This is a genomic window from Sphingomonas sp. NFR15, assembly GCF_900103265.1.
Lineage (GTDB): Bacteria > Pseudomonadota > Alphaproteobacteria > Sphingomonadales > Sphingomonadaceae > Sphingomonas > Sphingomonas pollutisoli.
On the sequence record NZ_FMWX01000001.1, the window covers coordinates 1,004,608 to 1,026,461 of the forward strand.

Consider the following 21,854-nt stretch of genomic DNA (forward strand, 5'->3'; position numbering starts at 1 on the left):
CCCCCGCCGTCCGGCCGCTTTCGCGTCAGCCGGCGGGCTTCATCCAGTCATGCATCGTCATCCAGCGCGCGAATTCGTCGAACCAGCCGGTGCTGGTCGTCTTCTTCGGGTACATGCCGAAGCCGTGTCCGCCCTGTTCGAAGAAGTGGAACTCGACCGGGCGCTTGGCCGCGCGCCAGCTCTCGATCAGCCCGAAATTGCCGTTGCCGAACAGCGGATCGTCTGCGGCGAGCGCGACGAACAGCGGCGGCGCGTCGGCGGGCACCGTCACCGCCGCGAGCGAACCATAAACGTTGCCGACGAAGGCGGGCTTCGCATCGGCCGCGCCGTTGAGGGTGGTCGCCATCGTCAGCATCGCGCCCGCCGAAAAGCCGACCATGCCGATCCGCGCCGGATCGACATGCCATTCGGACGCGCGGCCGCGGATCAGCGCGAAGGCGGCGCGCGCATCGGCGAGCTGCGGGCCGAGATTGGCCATCATCGCCGCCACGTTCGGGCGCGGCGCCCCGCCGGCGGCGCGCTCCTGGAGCGACCGCTGATAGGCGGCCATGTCGCCGGGGGTCTGGTTGAGCCGGTACTTGAGCACGAAGGCGGCGACGCCACGCGCGGCGAGCGCGCGGGCGACATCCCACCCCTCGTTCTGCATCGACAGCGTGGTGAAGCCGCCACCGGGCGCGACGATGACGGCGGTGCCGCTCGCCTTGGCGGGGTCCGGCAGGAAGGGCGTGAGCGTCGCCACCGTCACGTTGCGCGCGAAGACACTGTTATACTGGCTGTGCCAGGATTCCTTGGCGGTCGCGCCGGGCAGCGGCCCGGTGCCGAGTTCGATCGCGTCCGGCTGGCTGGGGACCGCGATCGCCACCATCCGGTCGGCCTGCGCCAGCGCGGGCGAGGCCGCCGCCAGCGCGAGAACCAGCGCCGTCGCCGTCATCCGCACGCCCGACCGCCGGATCGCGCGAGTCAGTCTTCCCGAATTGGTGTGCCCCATTGTCCATCTCCCCTGATTTGTCCGGGTTTTGCGCCACGCGGCGGGCTCAGTCAATCGCATCGGGCAGTCGCCCGGCTTGACACGCCCCCGCGCCGCTTGCCATCCGCGCGGACCGTTTCGGCGCACGCGCCGGCGCGGCCGAACCGGGAGAAGGACGCAGATGCTGTTATCGATCCTCGCGCTGGCCGCCGCCACGCCCAACGCCTGCCTCGACCAGACCTCGACCGCCGCGATCGCCGAGTGCTTCACGCGCCAGACCGCGCAGGCCGACGCGCGGCTCAACGCCGCCTACAAGGCGGCCCGGGCGCGCATTCCGGCGCGGCAGGCGGCGGCGTTGCAAGCCGCGCAGCGCGCGTGGATCGCGTACCGCGATGCCAATTGCCACGCCTATGCGCTCGGCGAGGGCACGATCTCCCGGATCGAGGCGGCGCAATGCGCGTTCGACACGACCAGCCGCCGCGCCGACGAACTGGCGGCGTTCAGCCGCCGGAACTGACCGGCGCGGAGCCGGCCGGCGCGCCGGCGGGGTCGCTCCAGCCCAGCCCGAGGCTCTTCTGCACGCCGATATAGGCGTTGGTCAGTTGCGCCTTGGCCTGCGCGACCGCGATCGCCGCCGACAGCCGCTGGCGTTCGATATCGAGCTGGTCGATCAGCGTACTGGTGCCCGCCCGATAGCGCTGCGCATTGAGCTGGGCGGATCGCTCCGCCGTCGCCTCGGCCCCACGCAACTGGCCAAGCTGCTGGCGGACGTTGCCGAACAGCGACAGGTTGCGCTCGGCGTCCTGAAGCGCCTCCAAGACCGTTTCGCGATATTGCGCCTCGGCCTGGTCGCGCTGCGCCTCGGCGGTGTGGATCGCGGCGCGGGTGCGGCCGAAATCGAGGAACGACCAGCTCAGCATCGGCGCGACCAGAGACGTCAGCTTGCCCGGATCGAACACATCGCCCGGATTGGTGCCGCCCAGGCCGAGGATGCCCATGAAGTTGATCTTGGGATACAGCTTGGCGGTCTGCACGCCGATATTGGCGTTGCCCGCCGCGAGCGCGCGCTCCGCCGAACGGATATCGGGGCGATGCGCGATCAGCGTCGCCGGGTCGCCGATCGGAACCTGCGCGGGCGGCAGCGGCACCGGCGCGCCCGCGTCGAGCTGCGCGTCGAGCGCGCCCGGCGTCCGCCCGGTCAACACCGCGAGCTGATCCTTATACTGGTCGATCTGCGCGGCGAGCGGCACGTTCTGCGCGTCGGTGTTCTGGACCTGGGTCTGCAGGCGCTCGACGTCGAGTTGCGACGCCGTGCCCGCGCGCAGGCGCTGGCGGGTGAGATCGAGCGCCTGGCGCTGGAGCCGGCTCGATTCGGCGTTGAGCCGCTGGCGTTCCTGCACGTCGCGCAGATTGACATAGGCTTGCGCGACCTGCGCCGACAGGCTGACCTGCGCGTCGGCGAGATCGGCGAAGCGCTGCGCGACACCCGCGCGCGCCTGTTCGATGCCGCGCCGGCCGCCGCCGAACAGATCGACCTCCCAGGACGCCTGCCCGCCGAGATTGTAGAAATTGAGCGACGAGACATCCCCGCCGCCGCTGCTGCCGCCATTGCCGCTGTCGCTCGATCCGACCAGGTTGGTGCCCGGCAGCCCGGCATGCAGATAGGTGGCGTTGGCGCTGATATTGGGAAGTTCGTTGGCGCGGCGCGAGCTGAGTTGCGCCTGCGCCTCGCGGATGCGCGCCTGCGCGAGATCGATATTTGGGCTGTGCGCCAGCGCGTCGTCGACGAGCCGGTCGAGCGTCGTGTCGCCGAGCGCCTCCCACCAGCGCGCGAGGCCCGGCGCGGGGACGAACGCCGCGTCCTTCGCGCGCACGAAGCCGCCGCGCGCCACCGCGTCGGACGCGGCCTTGGGCGGGCCGGCATAGTTCGGGCCGGCCGTACACGCGCCGAGCAACGCCAGCGCGACGAGGGGAGTATGTTTCAGCATCAATGCACCGCCGCAGATTCGGAATGCTTCGGCAAGGGCCGAAGGAAGAAGATGAGCGGCAGCACGATCAGCGCGCCCATGCCCATCACGAAGAAGATGTCGTTATAGGTCATCACCAGCGCCTCGATCTGGATCTGCCCGCCGATCAGCCGGTACGCCGCCACCTGGCTGCCGACGGTTCGCGCCGTCGCCGCCATGTAATCCTGCACCGCCACCGAATTGGCGTGGAGCGATTCCTCCATCCGCCGCGAATGCAGCCACACCCGCTGATCCTGGATGATCGAGATGCCGGCAAGCGCGAGGCTGCCGCCAAGGTTGCGCGCGGCGTTGTACAGGCCCGAAGCGTCGCCGGCATCGGCCGGCGGAACCGATTGCACCGCCGCCTGGCTGAGGAACAGCATCGTCAGGATCTGGCCGACGCCGCGTAACAATTGCGAGGCGGTGAAGTCGCCGCCGGTCGATTGCGCGTTCAGGCTCGAATCGATCAGCGCCGAGGTGCCCATGATGATAAGCCCCATCCCTACCGCGATACGGATATCGATCCGCTTGAGCAGGATCGGCACAACCGCCATCAGCAACAGACTGGGGATACCCGACAGCAGCACGACCTTGCCCGATTGCAGCGAATTGTAATCGGCAATCGAAGCGAGGAATTGCGGGATCACATAGGATGTGCCGTACAGCACGATGCCGAGCACGATCCCCATCAGCGCCACCGACCCGAACTGACGATCGAGCAGCAGGCTGAGCTTGATGACCGGCCGCTTCGCGAACACCTGCCCGGCGAACAGACAGATGAAGCCGACCGCCGAAATCGCCGTCACCGTGCGGATCACGCTCGAATCGAACCACAATTCGCGCTGGCCCTCTTCGAGCACGACGGTCAGCCCGCCCAGCCCGAGCGCGAGTCCGGCGATGCCGAGCCAATCGGCATTGGCGAATTCGCCGAGCTTGGCCTTCTGGTGGGGCAGACCGACGAACAGCAGCACCGCGAGCACCACGCAGATCGGCAGGTTGATGAAGAAGGCGTAGTGCCAGCTCACGTTCTCGGTCAGCCAGCCGCCAAGCAGCGGGCCGATCACCGGCCCCATGATCGCGACCACGCCGAACATGGCGATGCCGACCGGCTGCTGCGCGCGCGGCAGCCGCTGCGCGATGATGGTCTGCGCGGTCGGGATCAGCGCGCCGCCGGTGAACCCCTGCCCGACCCGACCGATAATCATCTGCGTCAGGTTGGTCGAGGTGCCGCAGATCAGCGAGAAGCCGGTGAACAGCACCGTCGCGATCAGCAGGAAGGTGCGCAAGCCGAGCATCCGCGTCAGCCATGCCGAAAGCGGGATGATGACGATCTCGGCGACCAGATAGGCGGTGGCGACCCACGTGCCCTCGGTACCGCTCGCGCCGATCTCGCCCTGGATCGTGGGCAGCGCCGAGTTGACGATCGAGATGTCGAGTGTCGCCATCAGCGCGCCGAGCGTGCCCGCCGCCACCGCCAGCCAGGCGCTGGCATCGGCGCGGCGCCCCTCGGCATCGGCGGGCGGCCGCGCCTTGGGCACGGCGGCGGCGGAGCTAGCCACGCGTACGGGCCTTTTCGCGCTGCTTTTCCTGATCGCGGATATGGTCGAGTTCGCCCTTCGCGCCGATCGTGTTGACCGTCACCGTCACCGACAGCCCGGGGACGAGCAGCTTGCGCGCCGCCGGGGTCGCGTCGATCGCGATGCGGACCGGAACGCGCTGGACGATCTTGGTGAAGTTGCCGGTCGCGTTCTGCGGCGGCAGCAGCGAGAATTCGCCGCCGGTGCCGGGCGACACGCTCTCGACTCGGCCGTGCAACTCGGTGCCGCCGAGCGCATCGACCTCGATCGTCGCCGGCTGTCCGGCGCGCATCAGCGCGAGCTGGGTCTCCTTGAAATTGGCGGTCACATAGATCTTGTCGAGCGGCACCAGCGACATCAGTCGCGTACCGGCCTGCGCGAACTGGCCGAGCGTCACCGTCTTGTCTCCGATGCGGCCGTTGATCGACGCACGCAGGATCGTCGCGCCGACATCGACGTTCGCCGCGGCAAGCTGGGCGCGCGCGCCCTGCGCCTGCGCCTCGCCCTGCCGCACCTGCGCGCGGATGCTGGCGATGCGGCGTTCCTGCGCGACCAGCGCCGCCGCCTGCGCACGCGCGTCCTCGGCCGATTGCTTGGCGGCAAGCTGCAATTGCGCGAGTTGCTGGCGGGTCTCGGCACCACTCGCCGCGAGCGGCGTGTAGCGCGCGACCTCGGCCGCGTCGTGCGCGGCTTTCGTGCGCGCGGCGGCGAGCTGCGCGCGCACCTGGTCGATCGCAGCATATTGCTCGGCGATGCCGGCGCGCGCGTTCTCGGTCGTCGCGGCGGCCTGCGCGATCTGCGCCTGCGCCTGCTCGGCGCGGGCGCGATAATCGCGCGGGTCGATGCGGACGAGCGGGTCGCCGGCCTTCACGTCCTGGTTGTCGATCACCAGCACCTGCTCGACATAGCCGCTCACCTTCGGCGCGATCACCACCGCATCGGCGGCAATCGTCGCGTCATCGGTCGATTGCAGATATTTGCCGACGGTCTGGTGATGGATGAACCAGACGATGCCGAGCACCACCAGCACGGCCACGACCGCCAGCAGCACCAGCTTGGTGACCGGGCTCAGCTTGGACTTCTTGGCAGTGGCCTCGGGCTGGTCCTGTGCCGACGCGTCGTCGCGCATGGTCTGATCGGGCGTGTCGCTCATCGCGCCGTCACCGCCTTCGCCTTGCGTGATGGGGGCGCCCCAACCGTCCGCCCGTCTGCATATCGCGTCATCATGAAACCCTGCATGTTTGACCAGTCAGTCGTTTGAAGTTGAAAAGAAGATCATCCGATCATCCGCCACAGCGCGTCGAAGCCGGTCTGGCGATGCGCATCGGCATTGGCGGGATCCTGATTGATGAAGTCGACCGTCGCGTCGGCTACCGCGTGCATCAGCGCCGCGAACAGCCCGAACGGCGCCGCGTGCATCGGGCCATTCTCCCGCGCCCGCTCGACGAGCGCGGTGATCTCTCCATACGCGCAGCGGACGCGGTCGCGGCTCGCCGCGCCGACCTCGTCGGAGACGTTGAGCTGCATCATCGCACGGCGCTTCTCCGGATAGCTTTGCGCCCAGCGCAGCGAGCACGACCAGACATGAAAGAGTTGCTCGCGCGGGCTCTGCTCCATCGGCATATCCGCCAGCGCGAGCGAGGCGATCTCGCTCTTGAGCTCGATATAGAGCTGGTTGAGCAGATCGGCCTTGGTCTCGAAATAGGTGAACAGCGATCCGTTCGAGACACCCGCCGCCTTGGCGATCAGCGCGGTGGGCGCGCCAAGCCCCTGCGCGGCGATGATCCGTGTCGCCGCCGCCATGATCGCGTTGCGCTTGTCGTCGCTTCTCGGCCTCGCCATGGCGCGCCGTCTATTAAAGAGTGTTCAGTCGGTCAAGCCAGAAATGTTGCACTGCGACAAGCGCGACTCGACGCCCCGATCGTCAGGGGTTCGACGTGCCCGGCGCCTTCTTGACCAGCCCGCCGGCCCATTCGATCTCGCCCGCATCGGGCGCGATCACCGTGGTGCCCTCGTCGGTCCCGCCGGCATCGCCGGTCGCGTCCGCCGTCGTGTCGTCGCCTTCGGTGCCCTGAACCCCGCCGACATCGCGGTCGATCTCATCCTCGCGCCCGGTGGCCGTATCGTCGGTCATGTCGTTCTCCTCAGAGCCACCCAACGCGTGAGGACCACGAACGGGTTCAGCCGAGGCGCTCCGCATGCCAGCGCAGATGATCGGCCATGAAGGTCGAGACACAATAATAGCTATGGTCGTAGCCGGGCTGGAGCCGGAGCGTGAGCGGGATACCGGCATCGTCACATGCCGCCGCAAGCAACTCCGGGCGCAATTGTTCGGCCAGAAAGGGATCGGCGTCGCCCTGATCGACCAGCAGCGCGTCCAGCCGCGCGCCGTCCTCGATCAGCGCGACCGCGTCGTGCGCGCGCCACACCGCCGAATCGTCGCCGAGATAGCCGGTGAGCGCTTTCCGCCCCCACGGCACCTGGCTCGGCGCCACGATCGGCGCGAAAGCGGAGACGCTGCGGAAGCGGTCGGGGTTGCGCAGGCCGATCGTCAGCGCGCCATGCCCGCCCATCGAATGGCCGGTGATCCCCTGCCGCGCCATGTCGGCGGGGAACTCGGCCGCGATCAGCGCGGGGAGTTCCTGCTCGACGTACGAGCGCATGTGGAAATGCGCGGACCACGGCGCTTGTGTCGCATTGACGTAAAAGCCCGCACCCTGCCCGAAATCATATTCGGGCGCGTCCGCCACGCCCTCGCCGCGCGGCGACGTATCGGGCGCGACGAAGATCAGCCCGAGCTCCGCGCAGGCGGCGCGATACTCGCCCTTCTCCGTGACATTGGCGTGCGTGCAGGTCAGTCCTGACAGGAACCACACGACCGGCAGGCGCGCCCCCGGCGCGTGATCGGGCACGAACACCGAAAAGGTCATCGTCGTCCCGGTCGTAGCCGACGCGTGCCGGTACACGCCCTGCACGCCGCCATGCGCGCGCGCGGTGCTGACCGTCTCGATCATGCGACGATCCGGTACGCGGCGCAAAGCTTGTTGCCGGCGGGGTCGCGCAGATACGCGCTGTACGCGCGGCCCAGCCGCGTGTCGCGATGGCCGGGCGGATCCTCGCAGGCGCTGCCGCCATGCGCCAGCCCGGCGGCGTGCCACGCATCGACCGCCTCGGCAGACACGGCGCGAAAGCCGATCGTGCCGCCGTTGGCGCAAGATGCCGCTTCGCCGTTGATCGGCTTGATCACGATGAAGATGCCCCCGTCGTGCGCGTAGAGGAAGCGATCCTCGGCGCGGCGCGCCGGCGCGATGCCGAGCGCACCGAGCGTGGCGTCGTAGAAGCGCTGCGACGCATCGAGATCGTCGGCACCGAGCATGATGTGGGTGAACATCGCCTCAATACACCACGACCGAACGGATGCTCTCGCCCGCGTGCATCAGGTCGAAGCCCTTGTTGATCTCGTCGAGCGAGAGGACGTGGGTGATCATCGGGTCGATCTCGATCTTGCCGTTCATATACCAGTCGACGATCTTGGGCACGTCGGTGCGACCCTTCGCCCCGCCGAACGCGGTGCCGCGCCAATTGCGCCCGGTGACGAGCTGGAACGGACGGGTCGAAATCTCCTTGCCCGCCTCGGCCACGCCGATGATGATCGAGGTGCCCCAGCCGCGATGGCACGCCTCGAGCGCGGTGCGCATCACTTCGGTGTTGCCGGTGCAATCGAACGTATAGTCCGCGCCGCCGTCGGTGAGCGCGAGGATTTCAGCGATCGTCTCCTCGCGCGATTTGCCGCGCGCGTCGATGAAGTCGGTCATGCCGAAGCGGCGGCCCCATTCCTCCCGATCCGGGTTGATATCGACGCCGATGATCTTGTTCGCGCCGGCCAGCTTCGCGCCCTGGAGCACGTTGAGGCCGATTCCGCCCAGCCCGAACACGACGATGTTGTCGCCGACCTGCACTTTGGCGGTGTTGACCACCGCGCCGACGCCGGTCGTCACGCCGCAGCCGATATAGCAACTCGTCTTGAACGGCGCGTCCTCGCGGATCTTGGCGACCGCGATCTCGGGCAGGACGGTGAAGTTCGAGAAGGTCGAACAGCCCATGTAGTGGAAGATCGGCTGCCCCTTGTAGCTGAACCGAGTCGTGCCATCGGGCATCAACCCCTTGCCTTGGGTCGCGCGGATCGCGGTGCACAGGTTGGTCTTGCCGCTGAGGCACGATTTACACTGGCGGCATTCGGGCGTGTAGAGCGGGATGACGTGATCGCCCGGCGCCACGCTGGTGACGCCCGCGCCCACTTCGCGGACGATGCCCGCGCCCTCGTGGCCCAGCACGCTCGGGAACAGCCCCTCGCTGTCGAGCCCGTCGAGCGTATAGGCGTCGGTATGGCAGATGCCGGTCGCCATGATCTCGACCAGCACCTCGCCCGGCTTCGGGCCTTCGAGATCGAGTTCCACGATCTCCAGCGGCTTTTTGGCTTCGAACGATACGGCAGCGCGGGTTTTCATACGGCTTCTCCTGATCGCGCGCCTCTTATCGCTCCCGGTCCGGATGCGCTACCGCACGTTGAGGCCGAGCTCGCCCAGCAACTGCCCGGCCTGGTCGCGCGAGATCGTCGCGCCCCGGAACAGCGCGGCATCGACCAGCCGCAACCCGCCGAGATCGGCACCGCGCAGGTCCGCGCCCGTGAAGCGCGAGCCCGCCATGTTGCCGTCGCGCAGGCTGCACGCTTCAAACACCGCGTGGCGGAAATCGCATTTGCGCAGATCGGCACGGCTGAGATCGAGCCGGGTTAGCGTCTGCTTGAGGAACGAAAGCCCGCCAATCTCGCGTCGATCAGCAACGTCTCTTCGAACCGCAGCTCGAGTGCGCGCGCATCGGTGAAGTCCGCGCCCGTCAGCTTGCAGCCGGTGAACGACGCCGCCGGCAAGGTCGCGCCGCGCAACAGCGCATTGTTGAAATCGCTCGCCACGAACACCGCATCGCCGAGTTCCGCGCCGGTGAAAGTCGCGAACGCGCCGCGACACGATCGCCAGTGCGTCCGCTCAAGCCGCGCGCCGGAGAAGTCGGCGCGCCGCAGGCCGCAGCGTTCGAAACGCCATCCCGACAGATCGAGCCGGCCAAGCTCGGCCTCGGCGAGATCGCAGTCGATCAGGCTCACGGGCGCCGAACCAGCCAGCGCGGCGATATCCGCGCGCGCGAGCGACTCGCCGGTGATCGTCACTCGCTCAGGCGTGGCTGCGTTCCAGCAGGTCGGCGGGATCGAGACCGAGCAGACCGATATGCTCCCGGATGCGCGGCCAGCTTTCGTTTAGAAACTGGGTCCGCTCGGCGTCGCGCAGCTTCTCCGCTGCACCCGGCAGCACGAACATGCCGACTCCGCGCCGCACCTCGACATAGCCGTCGTCCTGGAAGGTCTGGTATGCCTTCGCCACGGTGAGCGGATTGGCGCCATGCTGCGCAGCAAGCGCGCGCACCGAGGGGAGCTGGTCACCCGCGCGATAATCGCCGCGCAGGATCGCCGCCGCGATCGTGCCGCGCAGCCGGATGTACACGGGGCTGTCGTCGTTGCTGAGCGCTGTCATGCCATCTTAATACAGCAGCGGGGCGTGGCGTCCAGCCCTAGCCTGCCCAGGTCGAGACGACGTCGCCCAGTTCGGGCCGGGGGCGCTCGTCGAGGGTGCGCTCGGGCGTGCCGAGGAAGATGAAGCCGGCGATTCGCTCGGGCGCGGCGCCGAACGCATCGCGCACCGCATCCGAAAACGCCGGCCAGCCAGTCAGCCAGCCGCCGACGAAGCCCAGCGCATGCGCGGCGGTGAGCAGGTTCATGCACGCGGCGCCCGCCGAAAGCTCCTGCTCCCACAGCGGGATCTTGCTGGTCGGGTGGGGCGCGGAGAGCACCACCACCAGGGCCGGCGCCTGATGCGCGAACTGGACGAGCGACTCGAGTTCGACGCGCGTCGCCTGCGGCCGCTCGGCGCGGTACGCCTCGGTGATGACCTCGGCGAGCCGGTCGCGCTTGTCGCCGGGCACGATCACGAAGCGCCACGGCGCGATCTTGCCGTGATCGGGCGTGCGCGCGGCGATGGTGAGGATCGTTTCCATCTGTTCGGGCGAGGGGCCGGGCGCGATCATGTCGCGCGGCTTGCCCGAGCGGCGCGTGGCGAGCAGCGCGAGCGGCGAACTGGTGTCGTTGAACATGGCCCGGCCCTGTAGCGCGGCAGCGGACATATTTACAGCCGGCGGAATGCCGCTAGTTTCATCTGCTACAAAACACCGCGCGACCAAGCGCGGCGCGTCGCGTTTTTAGGAGCACATTAGAAAATGGTGGACACCCCGACCGCGGATAGCCCGCGAGAGCCGGACATCACCCATGTCAATCCGGCGGCGAGCGGAACGTGGTTCGGCCACCCCAAGCCGCTGTTCTGGCTGTTCGGCACCGAGATGTGGGAGCGGTTCGGCTATTACGGGATGCGCGCGCTCCTGACGATCTACCTCACCAAGCATTTCGTGCTCGGCGACCGCGCCTCGACCGGGCTGTACGGCGGCTATACCGCGCTGGTGTATCTCACCCCCTTGGTCGGCGGCTTCCTCGCCGATCAATATCTCGGCTCCAAGCGCGCGGTGAAGTTCGGCGCGCTGATGATGGCGGTCGGCTATTTCACGCTCGCGTTCGGCGGCCAGCCCGCCAAGCCGTATCAGGTGATCGACGGCCAGCGCTACGAAGTCGTGGTCGATCATTTCCGCGATGCGCCGACCAGCGATCCCAATGAGGTTCGCTCGCTGCTGTACCAGGGGCAGAAGCTCAAGATCCGCGGCAATGACGACGGCAGCCTCGCGCTGCTCGCCGCCGACGGCAGCGTGGCGCATACCGTGCCGGCCGGGCATTTCGCGGAGGAAGCCGAGCGCGATCCGCTGCTGACGATGATCCTGCTCATCGCGCTGTCGGTGATCTCGGTCGGCAACGGCTTCTTCAAACCCAATATCTCGACGATGGTCGGCGAACTCTACGCGCAAGGCGACCGCCGCCGCGATTCGGGTTTCACGATCTTCTACATGGGCATCAACACCGGTTCGTTCCTCGGGCAGATCCTGTGCCCGATCTTCGCCGACGTGTTCGGCTGGCCGTTCGGGCTCGGTTTCGCCGGCGTGGTTATGCTGATTTCGTGGGCGATGGTGAGCTTCCACGGCGGCCAGCTCGCGCTGGTCGGCAATCCGCCCGCCGACGCGGTGAAGGATCGCTCGAAGATCATCTATCTGTGTGCGCTCCTCGCGGTGCCGGCCTTCTATTTCCTGTTCACCAACCTGATGAGCGCGGCGCCGGCCGCGCCGGGATCGGGCTTCCTCGGCTATCTCGCGTCACTGTCGCTGATGGGCAAATTGCTGTTCGGCACCTTCCTCGTCTCGGTTCCCGCGATCATCCTGTGGTCGTGGTTCGCCGGCAGCCGCACCGAATTCCAGATGATGATGGCGGCGATGGTGCTCGTCACCTTCAACGTGATCTTCTGGACTTTGTTCGAACAGGCCGGATCGAGCCTGACACTGTTCGCCGACCGCAACACCGATCTCAGCGTGTTCGGGCTGTTCTCGCTGTCCGCGCCGCAAACGCAGAATTTCAACTCGATCGCGATCATGCTGCTCGCGCCGGTGATGAGCGTCGTGTGGGGCTTCCTCGCCCGGCGCAATCTGGAACCCTCGATCCCGGTCAAGTTCGGCATCGCGCTGATGGGGGTGGGCGCGGGCTTCCTGTTCCTCGTCTGGGGCACGACCTTCGTCGGCGCCGATTACAAGGTCGGGCTGTGGTGGCTCGCCGGCCTCTACGTGATCCACTCGCTCGCCGAACTGTGCATCTCGCCGGTCGGCCTCTCGATGATAACCAAGCTGTCGATCGCGCGCGTGGTCGGGCTGATGATGGGCGTGTGGTTCCTGTCGATCTCGGTCGCGCAATATGTCGCCGGCGTCGTCGCGCAATTCGCCAGCGTCGATACGGTCGGCGGACAGGTGACCAACCTCAAGGTCAGTCTCGACACCTATGTCGGCGTGTTCGTGACGATCTCCGAAGTCGCGATCGCGCTCGGCGTGGTGCTGCTCGCGCTGTCGTGGCCGCTCAAGCGCTGGATGCATGGGGTGACGTGAAAACCCGTTCGTGCTGAGCGCTGGATGTCTGGCGTGACGCCCCCCGTCCGTCCCGTTCGTGCTGAGCCTGTCGAAGCCCGTCCTGAGCGGCTGGCTTGCCGGCCAGCCGAAGGGCACGTGCCCCAAACGTCGCGCCCTTGGCACGCCCTTCGACAGGCTCAGGGCGAACGGGTACAGGGGTCGCGCAGGCGACGAACCCACGATATTGAGCGCAAACAACCGATCCGGAACCCCACGCATGGCACGCAAATATTTCGGCACCGACGGCATTCGCGGGCTGACCAACAAGAGCCCGATGACGGCGGCGATGGCGATGCAGGTCGGCATGGCGGCGGGCGCGCGTTTCCGGCGGGGCGATCACCGCCACCGTGTCGTGATCGGCAAGGATACGCGGCTGTCGGGCTATATGCTCGAAAACGCGATGGTGGCGGGTTTTACCTCTGTCGGCATGGACGTGGTGCTGGTCGGCCCGATGCCGACCCCGGCGGTGGCGATGCTGACGCATGCGATGCGAGCCGATCTCGGCGTGATGATCTCGGCCAGCCACAATCCGTATCAGGACAACGGCATCAAACTGTTCGGCCCCGACGGCTACAAGCTTTCCGACGCCGACGAACTCGCGATCGAGGCGCTGATCGACGGCGAGGTCGCGCTCGCGCCCGCCGAGGAAATCGGCCGCGCGCGCCGTGTCGAGGATGCGCGCGGGCGCTACATCCACGCCGCCAAATCGACCTTCCCCGGCGGGCTGACGCTCGATGGGCTCAAGATCGTCGTCGATTGCGCCAACGGCGCCGCCTATCAGGTCGCGCCCTCGGCCTTGTGGGAATTGGGTGCCGAGGTGATCGCGATCGGCGTCTCCCCCAACGGCAAGAACATCAACGACGGGGTCGGCTCGACCGCGCCGCAGGTGCTGCGCGAGACGGTGGTGGCGAGCGGCGCGCATATCGGCATCGCGCTGGACGGCGACGCCGACCGGCTGATCGTGGTCGACGAGAAGGGCCAGGTCGTCGATGGCGATCAGCTCATGGCGACGATCGCGAGCGGCTGGGCGCGCGCCGGCCGGCTCAAGCAGGGCGGGCTGGTCGCGACGGTGATGTCCAACCTCGGGCTCGAACGTCACCTCGCCACGCAGGGCATCAAGCTGGTCCGCACGGCGGTCGGCGACCGCTACGTGCTCGAGGCGATGCGCGCGCAAGGCTATAACGTCGGCGGCGAGCAATCGGGGCACATCATCCTGTCGGATTACGCGACCACCGGCGACGGGCTGGTCGCGGCGTTGCAGATCCTCGCCGAGCTGGTCCGATCGGGCGTGCCGGCGAGCGAATTGCTTCACCGTTTCGATCCGCTGCCGCAACTGCTCAAGAACGTCCGCTTCGCTGGCGGCAAGCCGCTCGAAGCCGAATCGGTCAAGGCGGTGATCGCCGAGGCCGAGACCGAACTGACCGGCAAGGGCCGTCTCGTCATCCGCCCCTCGGGCACCGAACCGGTGATCCGCGTGATGGCCGAAGGCGACGATCCCGGCCAGGTCGAGCGCGTGGTCGAGCGCATCTGCGACGCGGTGCGGGCGGCGGCGTAAAATGTCCCTCTCCCCTCGGGAGAGGGAGGGAGGAGCGAAGCGACGGAAGGGTGAGGGTGAGGCACGCCCCCGCCCTCACCCCGCGCCGCTTCGCGGCTTGCCCCTCTCCCGATGGGAGAGGGGAAAAAAGGAAACACAATGCTCGAAATGCGCCCCGATTGCGAACGCTGCGGCACCGATCTCCCCGCCAACGCCCCCGGCGCGTTCATCTGCTCGTTCGAATGCACCTTCTGCGCCGAATGCGCCGAGGATCTCGACGATCGCTGCCCGAACTGCGGCGGCGAGCTGATGGACCGGCCCGCGCGCACCGGCAAGGCGCTCGCCGGCAATCCGGGATCGAGCGTGCGCCGCTTCAAGGGACATGCGTGACCCCGCGCATCCTCATCATCGCCGGCTCGGACTCGGGCGGCGGCGCGGGCATCCAGGCCGACATCAAGACGGTGACGATGCTCGGCGGCCACGCCATGACCGCGATCACCGCGATCACCGCGCAGAACACCACCGGCGTGCAGGCGGTGCTGCCGGTCCCCGCCGACATGGTCGTCGCGCAGATCGAGGCGTGCGTGTCGGACATCGGCGTCGATGCGATCAAGATCGGCATGATCGGCTCGGCGGAGACCGCGCATGCGGTCGCGGATGCGATCGAAAGCCTGGAGGTGCCGATCGTGTTCGATCCGGTGATGGTCGCTACCAGCGGCGCGGCGCTCGCCGACGCCGACACGATCGCCGCGTTCGGCCGCCTGATGCGGCTCGCGACCTTGGTCACCCCCAACCTGCCCGAACTGGCCACGCTCTCTCCTCCCGTTCGCCCTGAGCTTGTCGAAGGGCGTGTCCCAGGCGCAGCGCCCGCGACACGTGCTTCGACAAGCTCAGCACGAACGGAAGGGAAAGCTGAGACGTCAGCGCGAACGGACGGAGACGCGGAAAGGCTCGCCGCCGCCACCGGCACCGCGATCCTCGCCAAGGGCGGCCACGCCGAGGGCGACACGCTGACCGACCGCCTCGTCGGCCCCGAAGGCGAGATCGCGCGCTGGGACAGCCCGCGCATCGAGACCCGCCACACCCACGGCACCGGCTGCACGCTCGCCTCGGCGATCGCCACCGAACTCGCGCGCGGCGCACCGCTGCCGCAGGCGGTCGCGCGCGGGCGCGGCTTCGTCCGGCTGGCGATGCTCGGCGCGCCCGGTTTCGGCGCCGGCCACGGCCCGATGGGGCACCAGAGCGTCCGGCTCGACGCGCCCGACGCCCCCACCCCCAATCAGATCACGCTGCCGCTCACCGATTTCGCCGCGAGCGCCGCCTTCTACGAAGCGCTTGGCTTGCGGCGCATCGTCGATGCCCCCCCGCGTTACGCCCGCTTCGAAAGCGCGGGCGGCGTCACGCTGTCGATCGAGGCGGCGGACGAAATGCCGGACGGCACGATGCTCTATGTCGAATGCGGCGATCTCGACGCCGCCGTCGCCGCGTTGCGCGGGCTCGGCGCAGCGGTGAGCGATCCCGCCGATCAGCGCTGGGGCTGGCGCGAGGCACGCACGCGTGACCCCGCCGGCAATGCGATCTGTCTCTATCAGGCTGGCGAAGCGCGCCGCTTTCCGGCATGGCGGATCGCCTGATGCCGTCCCTCAAACATGAAAAGCTCTGCCTCGCGCCGGTCGTCGGCGTCGACGAGGCCGGGCGCGGTCCGCTCGCCGGGCCGGTGGTCGCCGCCGCCGTCATCCTGCCCGCGAAGGGCGTGCCGCGCGGGATCGACGATTCGAAGAAGCTGCCCGCCGCCGAGCGCGCGCGGCTGCATGACCGGCTGCGCGGCTGCGCGCAGATCGGCATCGGCATCGTCGAGGCCGGAGAGATCGACACGCTCAACATTTATTGGGCGACGATGAAGGCGATGACGCTCGCGGTGGAGGCGCTCGGCTGCGCGCCCGGCCATGTCCTCGTCGATGGCAACCGGCTGCCCAAATGGAGCCATGCCGCCACCGCGATCGTCTCGGGCGATGCGATCAGCCTGTCGATCGCCGCCGCCTCGATCGTCGCCAAGCACACCCGCGACACGATCATGCTCGCGCATCACGAGGCGCATCCGCAGTACGGCTGGATCACCAACAAGGGTTATAGCGCCCCCGAACATCTGCGCGCGCTTCGCGAACACGGCCCCTCCCCGCTCCATCGGCGCAGCTTCGCGCCGGTCGCGGCGTTTTTTCGCGAAGCCGAGTCTTCGCCGCCACACGCTATCGCTGGGGCCTGTGGATAAGTCGGGACTCAACATCTGCGATCCTTCCCGAAATGTTCCGCCACGTTAACGATTTAGCAAGCCGAATCGTTAACCAATGTTCGCTTGACGCGAGTCTCGCGATCCGCAGGAAGGTGCGGACTTGGAAGCGGGGGTATATGCATGGGGCTGATGGAGAAGGTTAAGGCGCGCAAGGCGGCGCCGGTCGTGGCAGCTCCCGTCGAGCTCCCGCTCGACCAGATCCTCCAGCGGGATTGCATCGCCGCGATGCGCGCGCTGCCGCCCGCGTCGATCGACATGATCTTCGCCGATCCGCCCTACAACCTTCAGCTCGGCGGCGACCTGTCGCGCCCGGACGGCAGCCATGTCGATGCCGTCACCGACGAATGGGACAAGTTCGACAGCCTCTCGGCCTATGACACCTTCACCCGCGCATGGCTCGCCGAGGCGCGCCGCATCCTCAAGCCCAACGGCTCGATCTGGGTGATCGGCAGCTACCACAACATCTTCAAGGTCGGCTCCGCGATCCAGGATCTCGGCTATTGGATCCTGAACGACATCGTCTGGCGCAAGTCGAACCCGATGCCCAATTTCAAGGGCACGCGCTTCACCAACGCGCACGAGACGTTGATCTGGGCGTCGATGGGCGAAAAGGCGCGCTACACCTTCAACTATCGCAGCATGAAGACGCTGAACGACGAGTTGCAGATGCGCAGCGACTGGGAATTCCCGGTTTGCGGCGGGCAGGAGCGGCTCAAGAAGGACGGCGTCAAGGTCCACCCGACCCAGAAGCCCGAGGCGCTGATCTACCGCATCCTGCTCGCCTGCACCAAGCCGGGCGACGTGGTGCTCGATCCCTTTTTCGGCACCGGCACCACCGGCGCGGTCGCCAAGCGGCTCGGCCGCCACTGGATCGGCATCGAGCGCGAGGACGCCTATGTCGCCGCCGCGCAGGAACGGATCGACGCCGCATTGCCGCTCGACGAATCCGCGCTGACGACGATGCAAAGCCCCAAGGCCGCGCCGAAGGTGGCGTTCGGCGTGCTGGTCGAGAACGGCTATCTCACCCCCGGCGCGGTGCTGAGCGACGCCAAGCGCAAACACCGCGCGCTGGTCCGCGCCGACGGCAGCCTGCAAAGCGCGTGCGGGACGCACAGCGGCTCGATCCACAAGGTCGGCTCGCTCGTGCAAGGCGCGCCGGCCTGCAACGGCTGGACCTTCTGGCATATCGAGACCGAGACCGGCCTCGCCCCGATCGACACGCTGCGCCAGACGTATCTGCTCGCGACGCAGCCGTGACACCCGGCTGAGGAAGGCCACCCCACCCGTTCGTCCCGAGCGAAGTCGAGGGACACGCCCAGGCGCAACGTGTCTCGACTTCGCTCGACACGAACGGAGCGTGGGGGCTACGGCGCGTTCCATGACCACCCTCCACCTCCGCCCCACCCAGTTCGTCGATACCCCCGCCGCCCACCCGGACGGCGGCGTCGCGCGGCTGGCCGGCGGGATGCTGTGGTTCGCCGCCTATGAGGTGATCGAGCGCGGCACCAGGCGCACCGTGCCCGTCGCCGAGATCGCCACGCTCGGCCCACACGCCACCGCGATCCACGCGCGCGTCGTCGCCCCGCGTCCGCCGCTCACGCTCGGCGCGCGCACGCTGCGCTTCGATCAGCCGCTGGTCGCCGGCATCCTCAACGTCACGCCCGACAGCTTCTCGGACGGCGGCAAGCTCGAGAACGATCCCGAAGCCGCCGCCGCGGCCGGCGTCGCGATGGCGGCGGCGGGCGCGGCGCTGATCGACCTCGGCGGCGAATCGACCCGCCCCGGCGCGCCGCTCGTCTGGGAGGGCGACGAGGCCCGGCGCGTCGCGCCGGTCGCCGAACGGCTACTGCGCGCGGGCACTTTGGTCTCGGTCGACACCCGCAAGGGCGCGGTGATGGAAGCCGCGCTCGCGCTCGGCCCGGTGATCGTCAACGACGTCTCGGCGCTGCTCTGGGACGATCGCGCCGCCGGCATCGTCGCCCGCGCGGGCGCGCCGGTGATCCTGATGCACTCGCCCGATCCCAAACGCGGCCCCCACGGCGGCGATGGCTATACCGACGTGCTGACCGAAGTGTACGACTGGCTCGAGGCGCGCATCGACACGGTGGTCGCCGCCGGCATCGACCGCACGAAGATCCTGGTCGATCCCGGCATCGGCTTCGGCAAGGGCCTCGCCGACAATCTCGCGCTGCTGAACGGGCTCGCGCTGTTCCACGGCCTCGGCGTGCCGATCATGCTCGGCGCGAGCCGCAAGCGGCTGATCGGCGCGCTCTCGGGCGAAGCGCCGGTCGGCGAACGCCTCGGCGGCTCGGTCGCGCTGGCGCTCAAGGGCGCCGAGGCCGGCGTGCAATTGCTGCGGGTCCACGACGTCGCCGAGACGGTGCAGGCGCTGCGCGTATGGCGCGGCCTGAAGGACCGCGCCCTGCTGGGGTGAGGACGCGCCGCGGATCAGACCTGCGCCATGCCGCCATCGACCGGCAGTTCGGCGCCGGTGATGAAGCTGCTTTCGTCGCTGGCGAGAAACAGCGCGGCCGATGCCACTTCGTCGGCGCGCGCCATCCGGCCGAGCGGGATCAGCGTCGATAGCGCCTCGCGCACCTCGTCGGAGACCGCCGCCATCATGGCGGTGTCCGTCGGCCCCGGTGCCACGACGTTGACGCGGATGTTGCGGGGCGCCAACTCGTTGGCCCAGGTCCGCGCGAACGAGCGCACCGCGGCCTTGGTCGCCCCGTAGACGCCATAGCCCTTGGTGCCGATCGCGTCGGCGATCGAGCCCACCAGCACGATCGAGCCGCCATCCGGCATGACCGCCGTCGCGGCCTTGGCGGCGAACAGCAGCGCGCGCACGTTGAGGTTGAAGGTCCGGTCGAAATGATCCTCGCTGATCTCGTCGAGCGTCGCGAACTCCGAGATGCCGGCGTTGACGGCGAGCACGTCCACCCGCCCGGCCTCGCCGCGCACCACTTCGAAGAAGGCGGCGAGCGCCGCCGGATCGGCGGCATCGACGCGGCGCGCGCGCAGCCTGCCGGCCCCAAGCTCGACCTCCCCCTCTTCGGCGCGGCGGCTGGTGGCGTAAACCGTGGCGCCTTCCGCCGCGAACCGCTCCGCGATGGCGCCACCGATGCCGCCATGGCCGCCGATCACGACGGCGATTTTTCCTGAAAGTCTGCTCATACGTCCTCCCGTCTCGGATGATGACGGGCAGATATCAATCCTATATCTAATCACAAGAAGGCACCAGGTGGTGCCTAGATAGTGAGATGTATACCCATGTCCCTAGACGTGCTCGACCTGCCGCTCGATGTCGGCGCGACGCGGCCCATCCTCGAACATATCGCCAACAAATGGACGGTGCTGATCCTCAGCGTCCTGTGCACGCGGCCGGCGCGGTTCAACGACTTGAAGCGCCGCCTCGACGGCATCACCCACAAGGCTCTGTCCGAGTCCCTGAAGCGCCTGGAACGCAACGGCCTCATCAGCCGCAAAGTCCTGCCGACGCAGCCGATCGGCGTCGAGTACACGATCACCGATCTCGGCTGCTCGCTACGCGAACCCTTCGCCGCGCTATACACTTGGTCGCTCACCAACGGCGCCGCGCTGGAACGCGCGCAGCGCGCCTATGACGCATCGAGACGCGACGGTGGGCTGGACGAGATTTAGCAGCCCGGGGGCGTGGGCCATCAAACCACGCCGCCGGCAAAGCCGGCGTCGGACGGATTCGCTGACGCGACCCGCCGTCCGGGCGAGGCGCTGCGCTTCGCGCCCTGGCGCGGAGCCGCGCCTGCGCCTCACGCCGCGCTGTCGATCCCCAGTTCGCCCAGCTTGCGGTACAGCGTCGACCGGCCGATCCCCAGCCGCCTCGCCACCTCGGTCATCCGTCCGCGGTAATGGCCGATCGCGAGCCGGATCACGTCGGCCTCGATCTCCTCGAGCGCGCGCAGATTGCCGTCGGGGTGGAACAGCGTCACCCCGCCCGAGGTCGCCATCGGCGCGGCGGCGCTGACGGCGCGGCGTTGCGCGCCGAGCGCCGCGATCTGCGGGAAATCCGCCGGGGTCAGCGCCGCGCCCTCGCACAGCACCGCCGCGCGGAACAGCGCGTTCTGAAGTTGGCGGACGTTGCCGGGCCAATCATACCGGCACAGCAGATCGAGCGCCTCGTCGGTGATGCCAAGCGGCCGCAGCCCCGGCTGCTGCGCGATCCGCGCGAGCAGGTGGCGGGCGAGCGCGGGAATGTCGCCCGGCCGCTCGCGCAAGGGCGGGATCGTCACCTGCACCACGTTCAGCCGGTAATAGAGATCCTCGCGGAACCGCCCGGCCTCGACCTCGTCGATCAGCGTCTTGTTGGTCGCCGCGATCACGCGCACATCGACCTCGCGCGCGTGGCGCGCGCCGATCGGCTGGATGTCGCCCGATTGCAGCACGCGCAGCAGCTTGACCTGCGCCTCGAGCGGCATCTCACCGATCTCGTCGAGGAACAAGGTGCCGCCATCCGCCTCCTGGAATCGGCCGATCTTGCGCTCGAACGCGCCGGTGAAGGCGCCGCGCTCGTGCCCGAACAGCTCGCTCTCGACGAGATTGGCGGGGATCGCGCCGCAATTGACGGTTATCATCGGCTTCTTGCCGCGCGGCGACGCGGCGTGGATCGCCTCCGCCACCACTTCCTTGCCAACCCCGCTCTCGCCCTCCAGCAGCACCGGCACGCGCGCGCGCGCGGCCTTGGCGGCGATGGCGAGCGCGGCGCGGAAATCGGGCGCCGAGCCGACGATCTCGTCGAACGCGAGCAGCGCCGGGATCTTCTCGGTGAGCGGCCGCAGCTCGCCCGCCGCCTGCCCCGCCACCGCCGCGTCGAGCGCGCCGAGCAGCCGTTCGGGGGCGAGCGGCTTGACGAGGAAGTCGGTCGCGCCCGCGCGCATCGCCGCCACCGCCTGCGCGACCGAGCTGTTGGCGGTGATCAGCAGCAGCGGCAGCGCCGGGCGGCGGCTGCGCACCTCGGCGATCAACATGGTCGGGTCGGCGTCGGGCGCCCAATGATCGAGCAGGATCGCGTCGAGCTGCATCCCGTCCTGGGTGCCGAGCATGGCGATCGCGGTCTCGCCATCCTGCGCGAAGATCGCGCGCCAGCCGCGCCGCGCCGCGATCGCGGCGACGAGGCGGCGTTGCGCCGGCTCGTCATCGATCAGCATCAGCAGCCGTTGCCCGTTACGCGTCATCCGCCATCCCACAAAAGCCGTTCGAGCGGCCCGTTTAGGGTGGATCGGTAAAAGCGCCCTTAAACACCCGGTGCGGACTTGAGGGCGGGGCGCGCAGCGGTTAAGCCATATGC

22 protein-coding genes and 1 pseudogene are annotated in these 21,854 nt (G+C 68.5%); 9 read left to right on the forward strand and 14 right to left on the reverse strand.

Annotated features, from left to right (window positions below; all coding sequences use genetic code 11):
* Positions 1-25 precede the first annotated feature (25 nt).
* Entirely contained in the window at positions 26-931 is a 906-nt protein-coding gene (locus tag BLS81_RS04670; RefSeq protein ID WP_256326080.1) for an alpha/beta hydrolase, read from the reverse strand.
* 217 nt (positions 932-1,148) lie between these two features.
* On the opposite strand from BLS81_RS04670, the gene BLS81_RS04675 reads away from it, so the two are divergent.
* The gene (locus BLS81_RS04675; protein ID WP_093221236.1) at positions 1,149-1,484 is read left to right on the forward strand and encodes a lysozyme inhibitor LprI family protein; all 336 of its coding nucleotides are present in this window, start codon (positions 1,149-1,151) and stop codon (positions 1,482-1,484) included.
* Here the strand turns inward: BLS81_RS04675 and BLS81_RS04680 are convergent.
* The 11 genes and pseudogenes from BLS81_RS04680 to BLS81_RS04730 all read right to left on the reverse strand — a co-directional run bounded on the left by BLS81_RS04680 (position 1,468) and on the right by BLS81_RS04730 (position 10,751).
* A complete protein-coding gene (locus tag BLS81_RS04680) occupies positions 1,468-2,955 on the reverse strand; it encodes an efflux transporter outer membrane subunit (protein WP_093221238.1) in 1,488 nt (495 codons plus the stop codon). The genes BLS81_RS04675 and BLS81_RS04680 overlap by 17 nt on opposite strands.
* Positions 2,955-4,532 carry an MDR family MFS transporter gene (locus BLS81_RS04685; protein ID WP_093221240.1) on the reverse strand — a complete coding sequence of 526 codons (1,578 nt, stop codon included), beginning with the start codon at positions 4,530-4,532 and terminating at the stop codon, positions 2,955-2,957. The genes BLS81_RS04680 and BLS81_RS04685 overlap by 1 nt, the downstream gene beginning before the upstream one ends.
* Entirely contained in the window at positions 4,525-5,703 is a 1,179-nt protein-coding gene (locus tag BLS81_RS04690; protein ID WP_093221243.1) for an HlyD family secretion protein, read from the reverse strand. Before BLS81_RS04690 ends, BLS81_RS04685 begins: the two co-directional genes overlap by 8 nt.
* A 122-nt stretch (positions 5,704-5,825) precedes the next feature.
* A complete protein-coding gene (locus BLS81_RS04695; protein WP_093221244.1) occupies positions 5,826-6,392 on the reverse strand; it encodes a TetR/AcrR family transcriptional regulator in 567 nt (188 codons plus the stop codon).
* An 82-nt stretch (positions 6,393-6,474) separates the two neighbouring features.
* On the reverse strand, positions 6,475-6,684 hold the full coding sequence (locus BLS81_RS04700) for a hypothetical protein (RefSeq protein ID WP_093221247.1): 210 nt from the start codon (positions 6,682-6,684) through the stop codon (positions 6,475-6,477).
* Between the two features lie 46 nt (positions 6,685-6,730).
* Positions 6,731-7,561: an S-formylglutathione hydrolase gene (fghA, locus tag BLS81_RS04705; RefSeq protein ID WP_093221848.1), complete on the reverse strand. Its 831-nt coding sequence runs from the start codon at positions 7,559-7,561 to the stop codon at positions 6,731-6,733.
* Positions 7,561-7,941 carry a VOC family protein gene (locus BLS81_RS04710; RefSeq protein WP_093221249.1) on the reverse strand — a complete coding sequence of 127 codons (381 nt, stop codon included), beginning with the start codon at positions 7,939-7,941 and terminating at the stop codon, positions 7,561-7,563. The genes fghA and BLS81_RS04710 overlap by 1 nt, the downstream gene beginning before the upstream one ends.
* A gap of 4 nt (positions 7,942-7,945) precedes the next feature.
* Complete coding sequence (locus tag BLS81_RS04715) at positions 7,946-9,058, reverse strand: S-(hydroxymethyl)glutathione dehydrogenase/class III alcohol dehydrogenase (RefSeq protein ID WP_093221252.1); 1,113 nt, start codon at positions 9,056-9,058, stop codon at positions 7,946-7,948.
* 48 nt (positions 9,059-9,106) lie between these two features.
* Positions 9,107-9,774, reverse strand: a pseudogene (locus BLS81_RS04720) (pentapeptide repeat-containing protein).
* A gap of 4 nt (positions 9,775-9,778) precedes the next feature.
* Positions 9,779-10,135, reverse strand: coding sequence for a GntR family transcriptional regulator (locus BLS81_RS04725; protein ID WP_093221256.1), 357 nt, complete (start codon positions 10,133-10,135; stop codon positions 9,779-9,781).
* Positions 10,136-10,172: 37 nt separating this feature from the next.
* The gene (locus BLS81_RS04730) at positions 10,173-10,751 is read right to left on the reverse strand and encodes a nitroreductase family protein (protein ID WP_093221258.1); all 579 of its coding nucleotides are present in this window, start codon (positions 10,749-10,751) and stop codon (positions 10,173-10,175) included.
* A 123-nt stretch (positions 10,752-10,874) separates the two neighbouring features.
* Between BLS81_RS04730 and BLS81_RS04735 the strand changes: the two genes are divergently transcribed.
* The 7 genes from BLS81_RS04735 to folP all read left to right on the forward strand — a co-directional run bounded on the left by BLS81_RS04735 (position 10,875) and on the right by folP (position 18,965).
* Complete coding sequence (locus tag BLS81_RS04735) at positions 10,875-12,686, forward strand: peptide MFS transporter (RefSeq protein ID WP_093221261.1); 1,812 nt, start codon at positions 10,875-10,877, stop codon at positions 12,684-12,686.
* A 238-nt stretch (positions 12,687-12,924) separates the two neighbouring features.
* Positions 12,925-14,262 (forward strand): phosphoglucosamine mutase, encoded by a 1,338-nt coding sequence (gene glmM, locus BLS81_RS04740; protein WP_093221263.1) that lies wholly within the window; start codon positions 12,925-12,927, stop codon positions 14,260-14,262.
* Between the two features lie 138 nt (positions 14,263-14,400).
* Positions 14,401-14,631 (forward strand): DUF1272 domain-containing protein, encoded by a 231-nt coding sequence (locus tag BLS81_RS04745; protein WP_093221266.1) that lies wholly within the window; start codon positions 14,401-14,403, stop codon positions 14,629-14,631.
* Positions 14,628-15,875 carry a bifunctional hydroxymethylpyrimidine kinase/phosphomethylpyrimidine kinase gene (locus tag BLS81_RS04750; RefSeq protein ID WP_093221268.1) on the forward strand — a complete coding sequence of 416 codons (1,248 nt, stop codon included), beginning with the start codon at positions 14,628-14,630 and terminating at the stop codon, positions 15,873-15,875. The genes BLS81_RS04745 and BLS81_RS04750 overlap by 4 nt, the downstream gene beginning before the upstream one ends.
* Positions 15,875-16,510, forward strand: a complete 636-nt coding sequence (locus BLS81_RS04755) for a ribonuclease HII (protein ID WP_093221851.1) — start codon at positions 15,875-15,877, stop codon at positions 16,508-16,510. Before BLS81_RS04750 ends, BLS81_RS04755 begins: the two co-directional genes overlap by 1 nt.
* 141 nt (positions 16,511-16,651) lie before the next feature.
* A complete protein-coding gene (locus BLS81_RS04760; RefSeq protein ID WP_093221270.1) occupies positions 16,652-17,788 on the forward strand; it encodes a site-specific DNA-methyltransferase in 1,137 nt (378 codons plus the stop codon).
* Positions 17,789-17,909: 121 nt separating this feature from the next.
* Positions 17,910-18,965: a dihydropteroate synthase gene (folP, locus tag BLS81_RS04765; protein ID WP_093221272.1), complete on the forward strand. Its 1,056-nt coding sequence runs from the start codon at positions 17,910-17,912 to the stop codon at positions 18,963-18,965.
* 14 nt (positions 18,966-18,979) lie between these two features.
* Here folP and BLS81_RS04770 read toward each other — a convergent pair whose 3' ends face one another.
* Positions 18,980-19,705, reverse strand: coding sequence for an SDR family NAD(P)-dependent oxidoreductase (locus BLS81_RS04770; RefSeq protein WP_093221275.1), 726 nt, complete (start codon positions 19,703-19,705; stop codon positions 18,980-18,982).
* 96 nt (positions 19,706-19,801) lie between these two features.
* Between BLS81_RS04770 and BLS81_RS04775 the strand changes: the two genes are divergently transcribed.
* Positions 19,802-20,191 (forward strand): winged helix-turn-helix transcriptional regulator, encoded by a 390-nt coding sequence (locus BLS81_RS04775; RefSeq protein WP_093221277.1) that lies wholly within the window; start codon positions 19,802-19,804, stop codon positions 20,189-20,191.
* Positions 20,192-20,319: 128 nt separating this feature from the next.
* On the opposite strand, the gene BLS81_RS04780 is transcribed toward BLS81_RS04775, so the two are convergent.
* Complete coding sequence (locus BLS81_RS04780) at positions 20,320-21,741, reverse strand: sigma-54-dependent transcriptional regulator (protein ID WP_093221279.1); 1,422 nt, start codon at positions 21,739-21,741, stop codon at positions 20,320-20,322.
* Positions 21,742-21,854 lie beyond the last annotated feature (113 nt).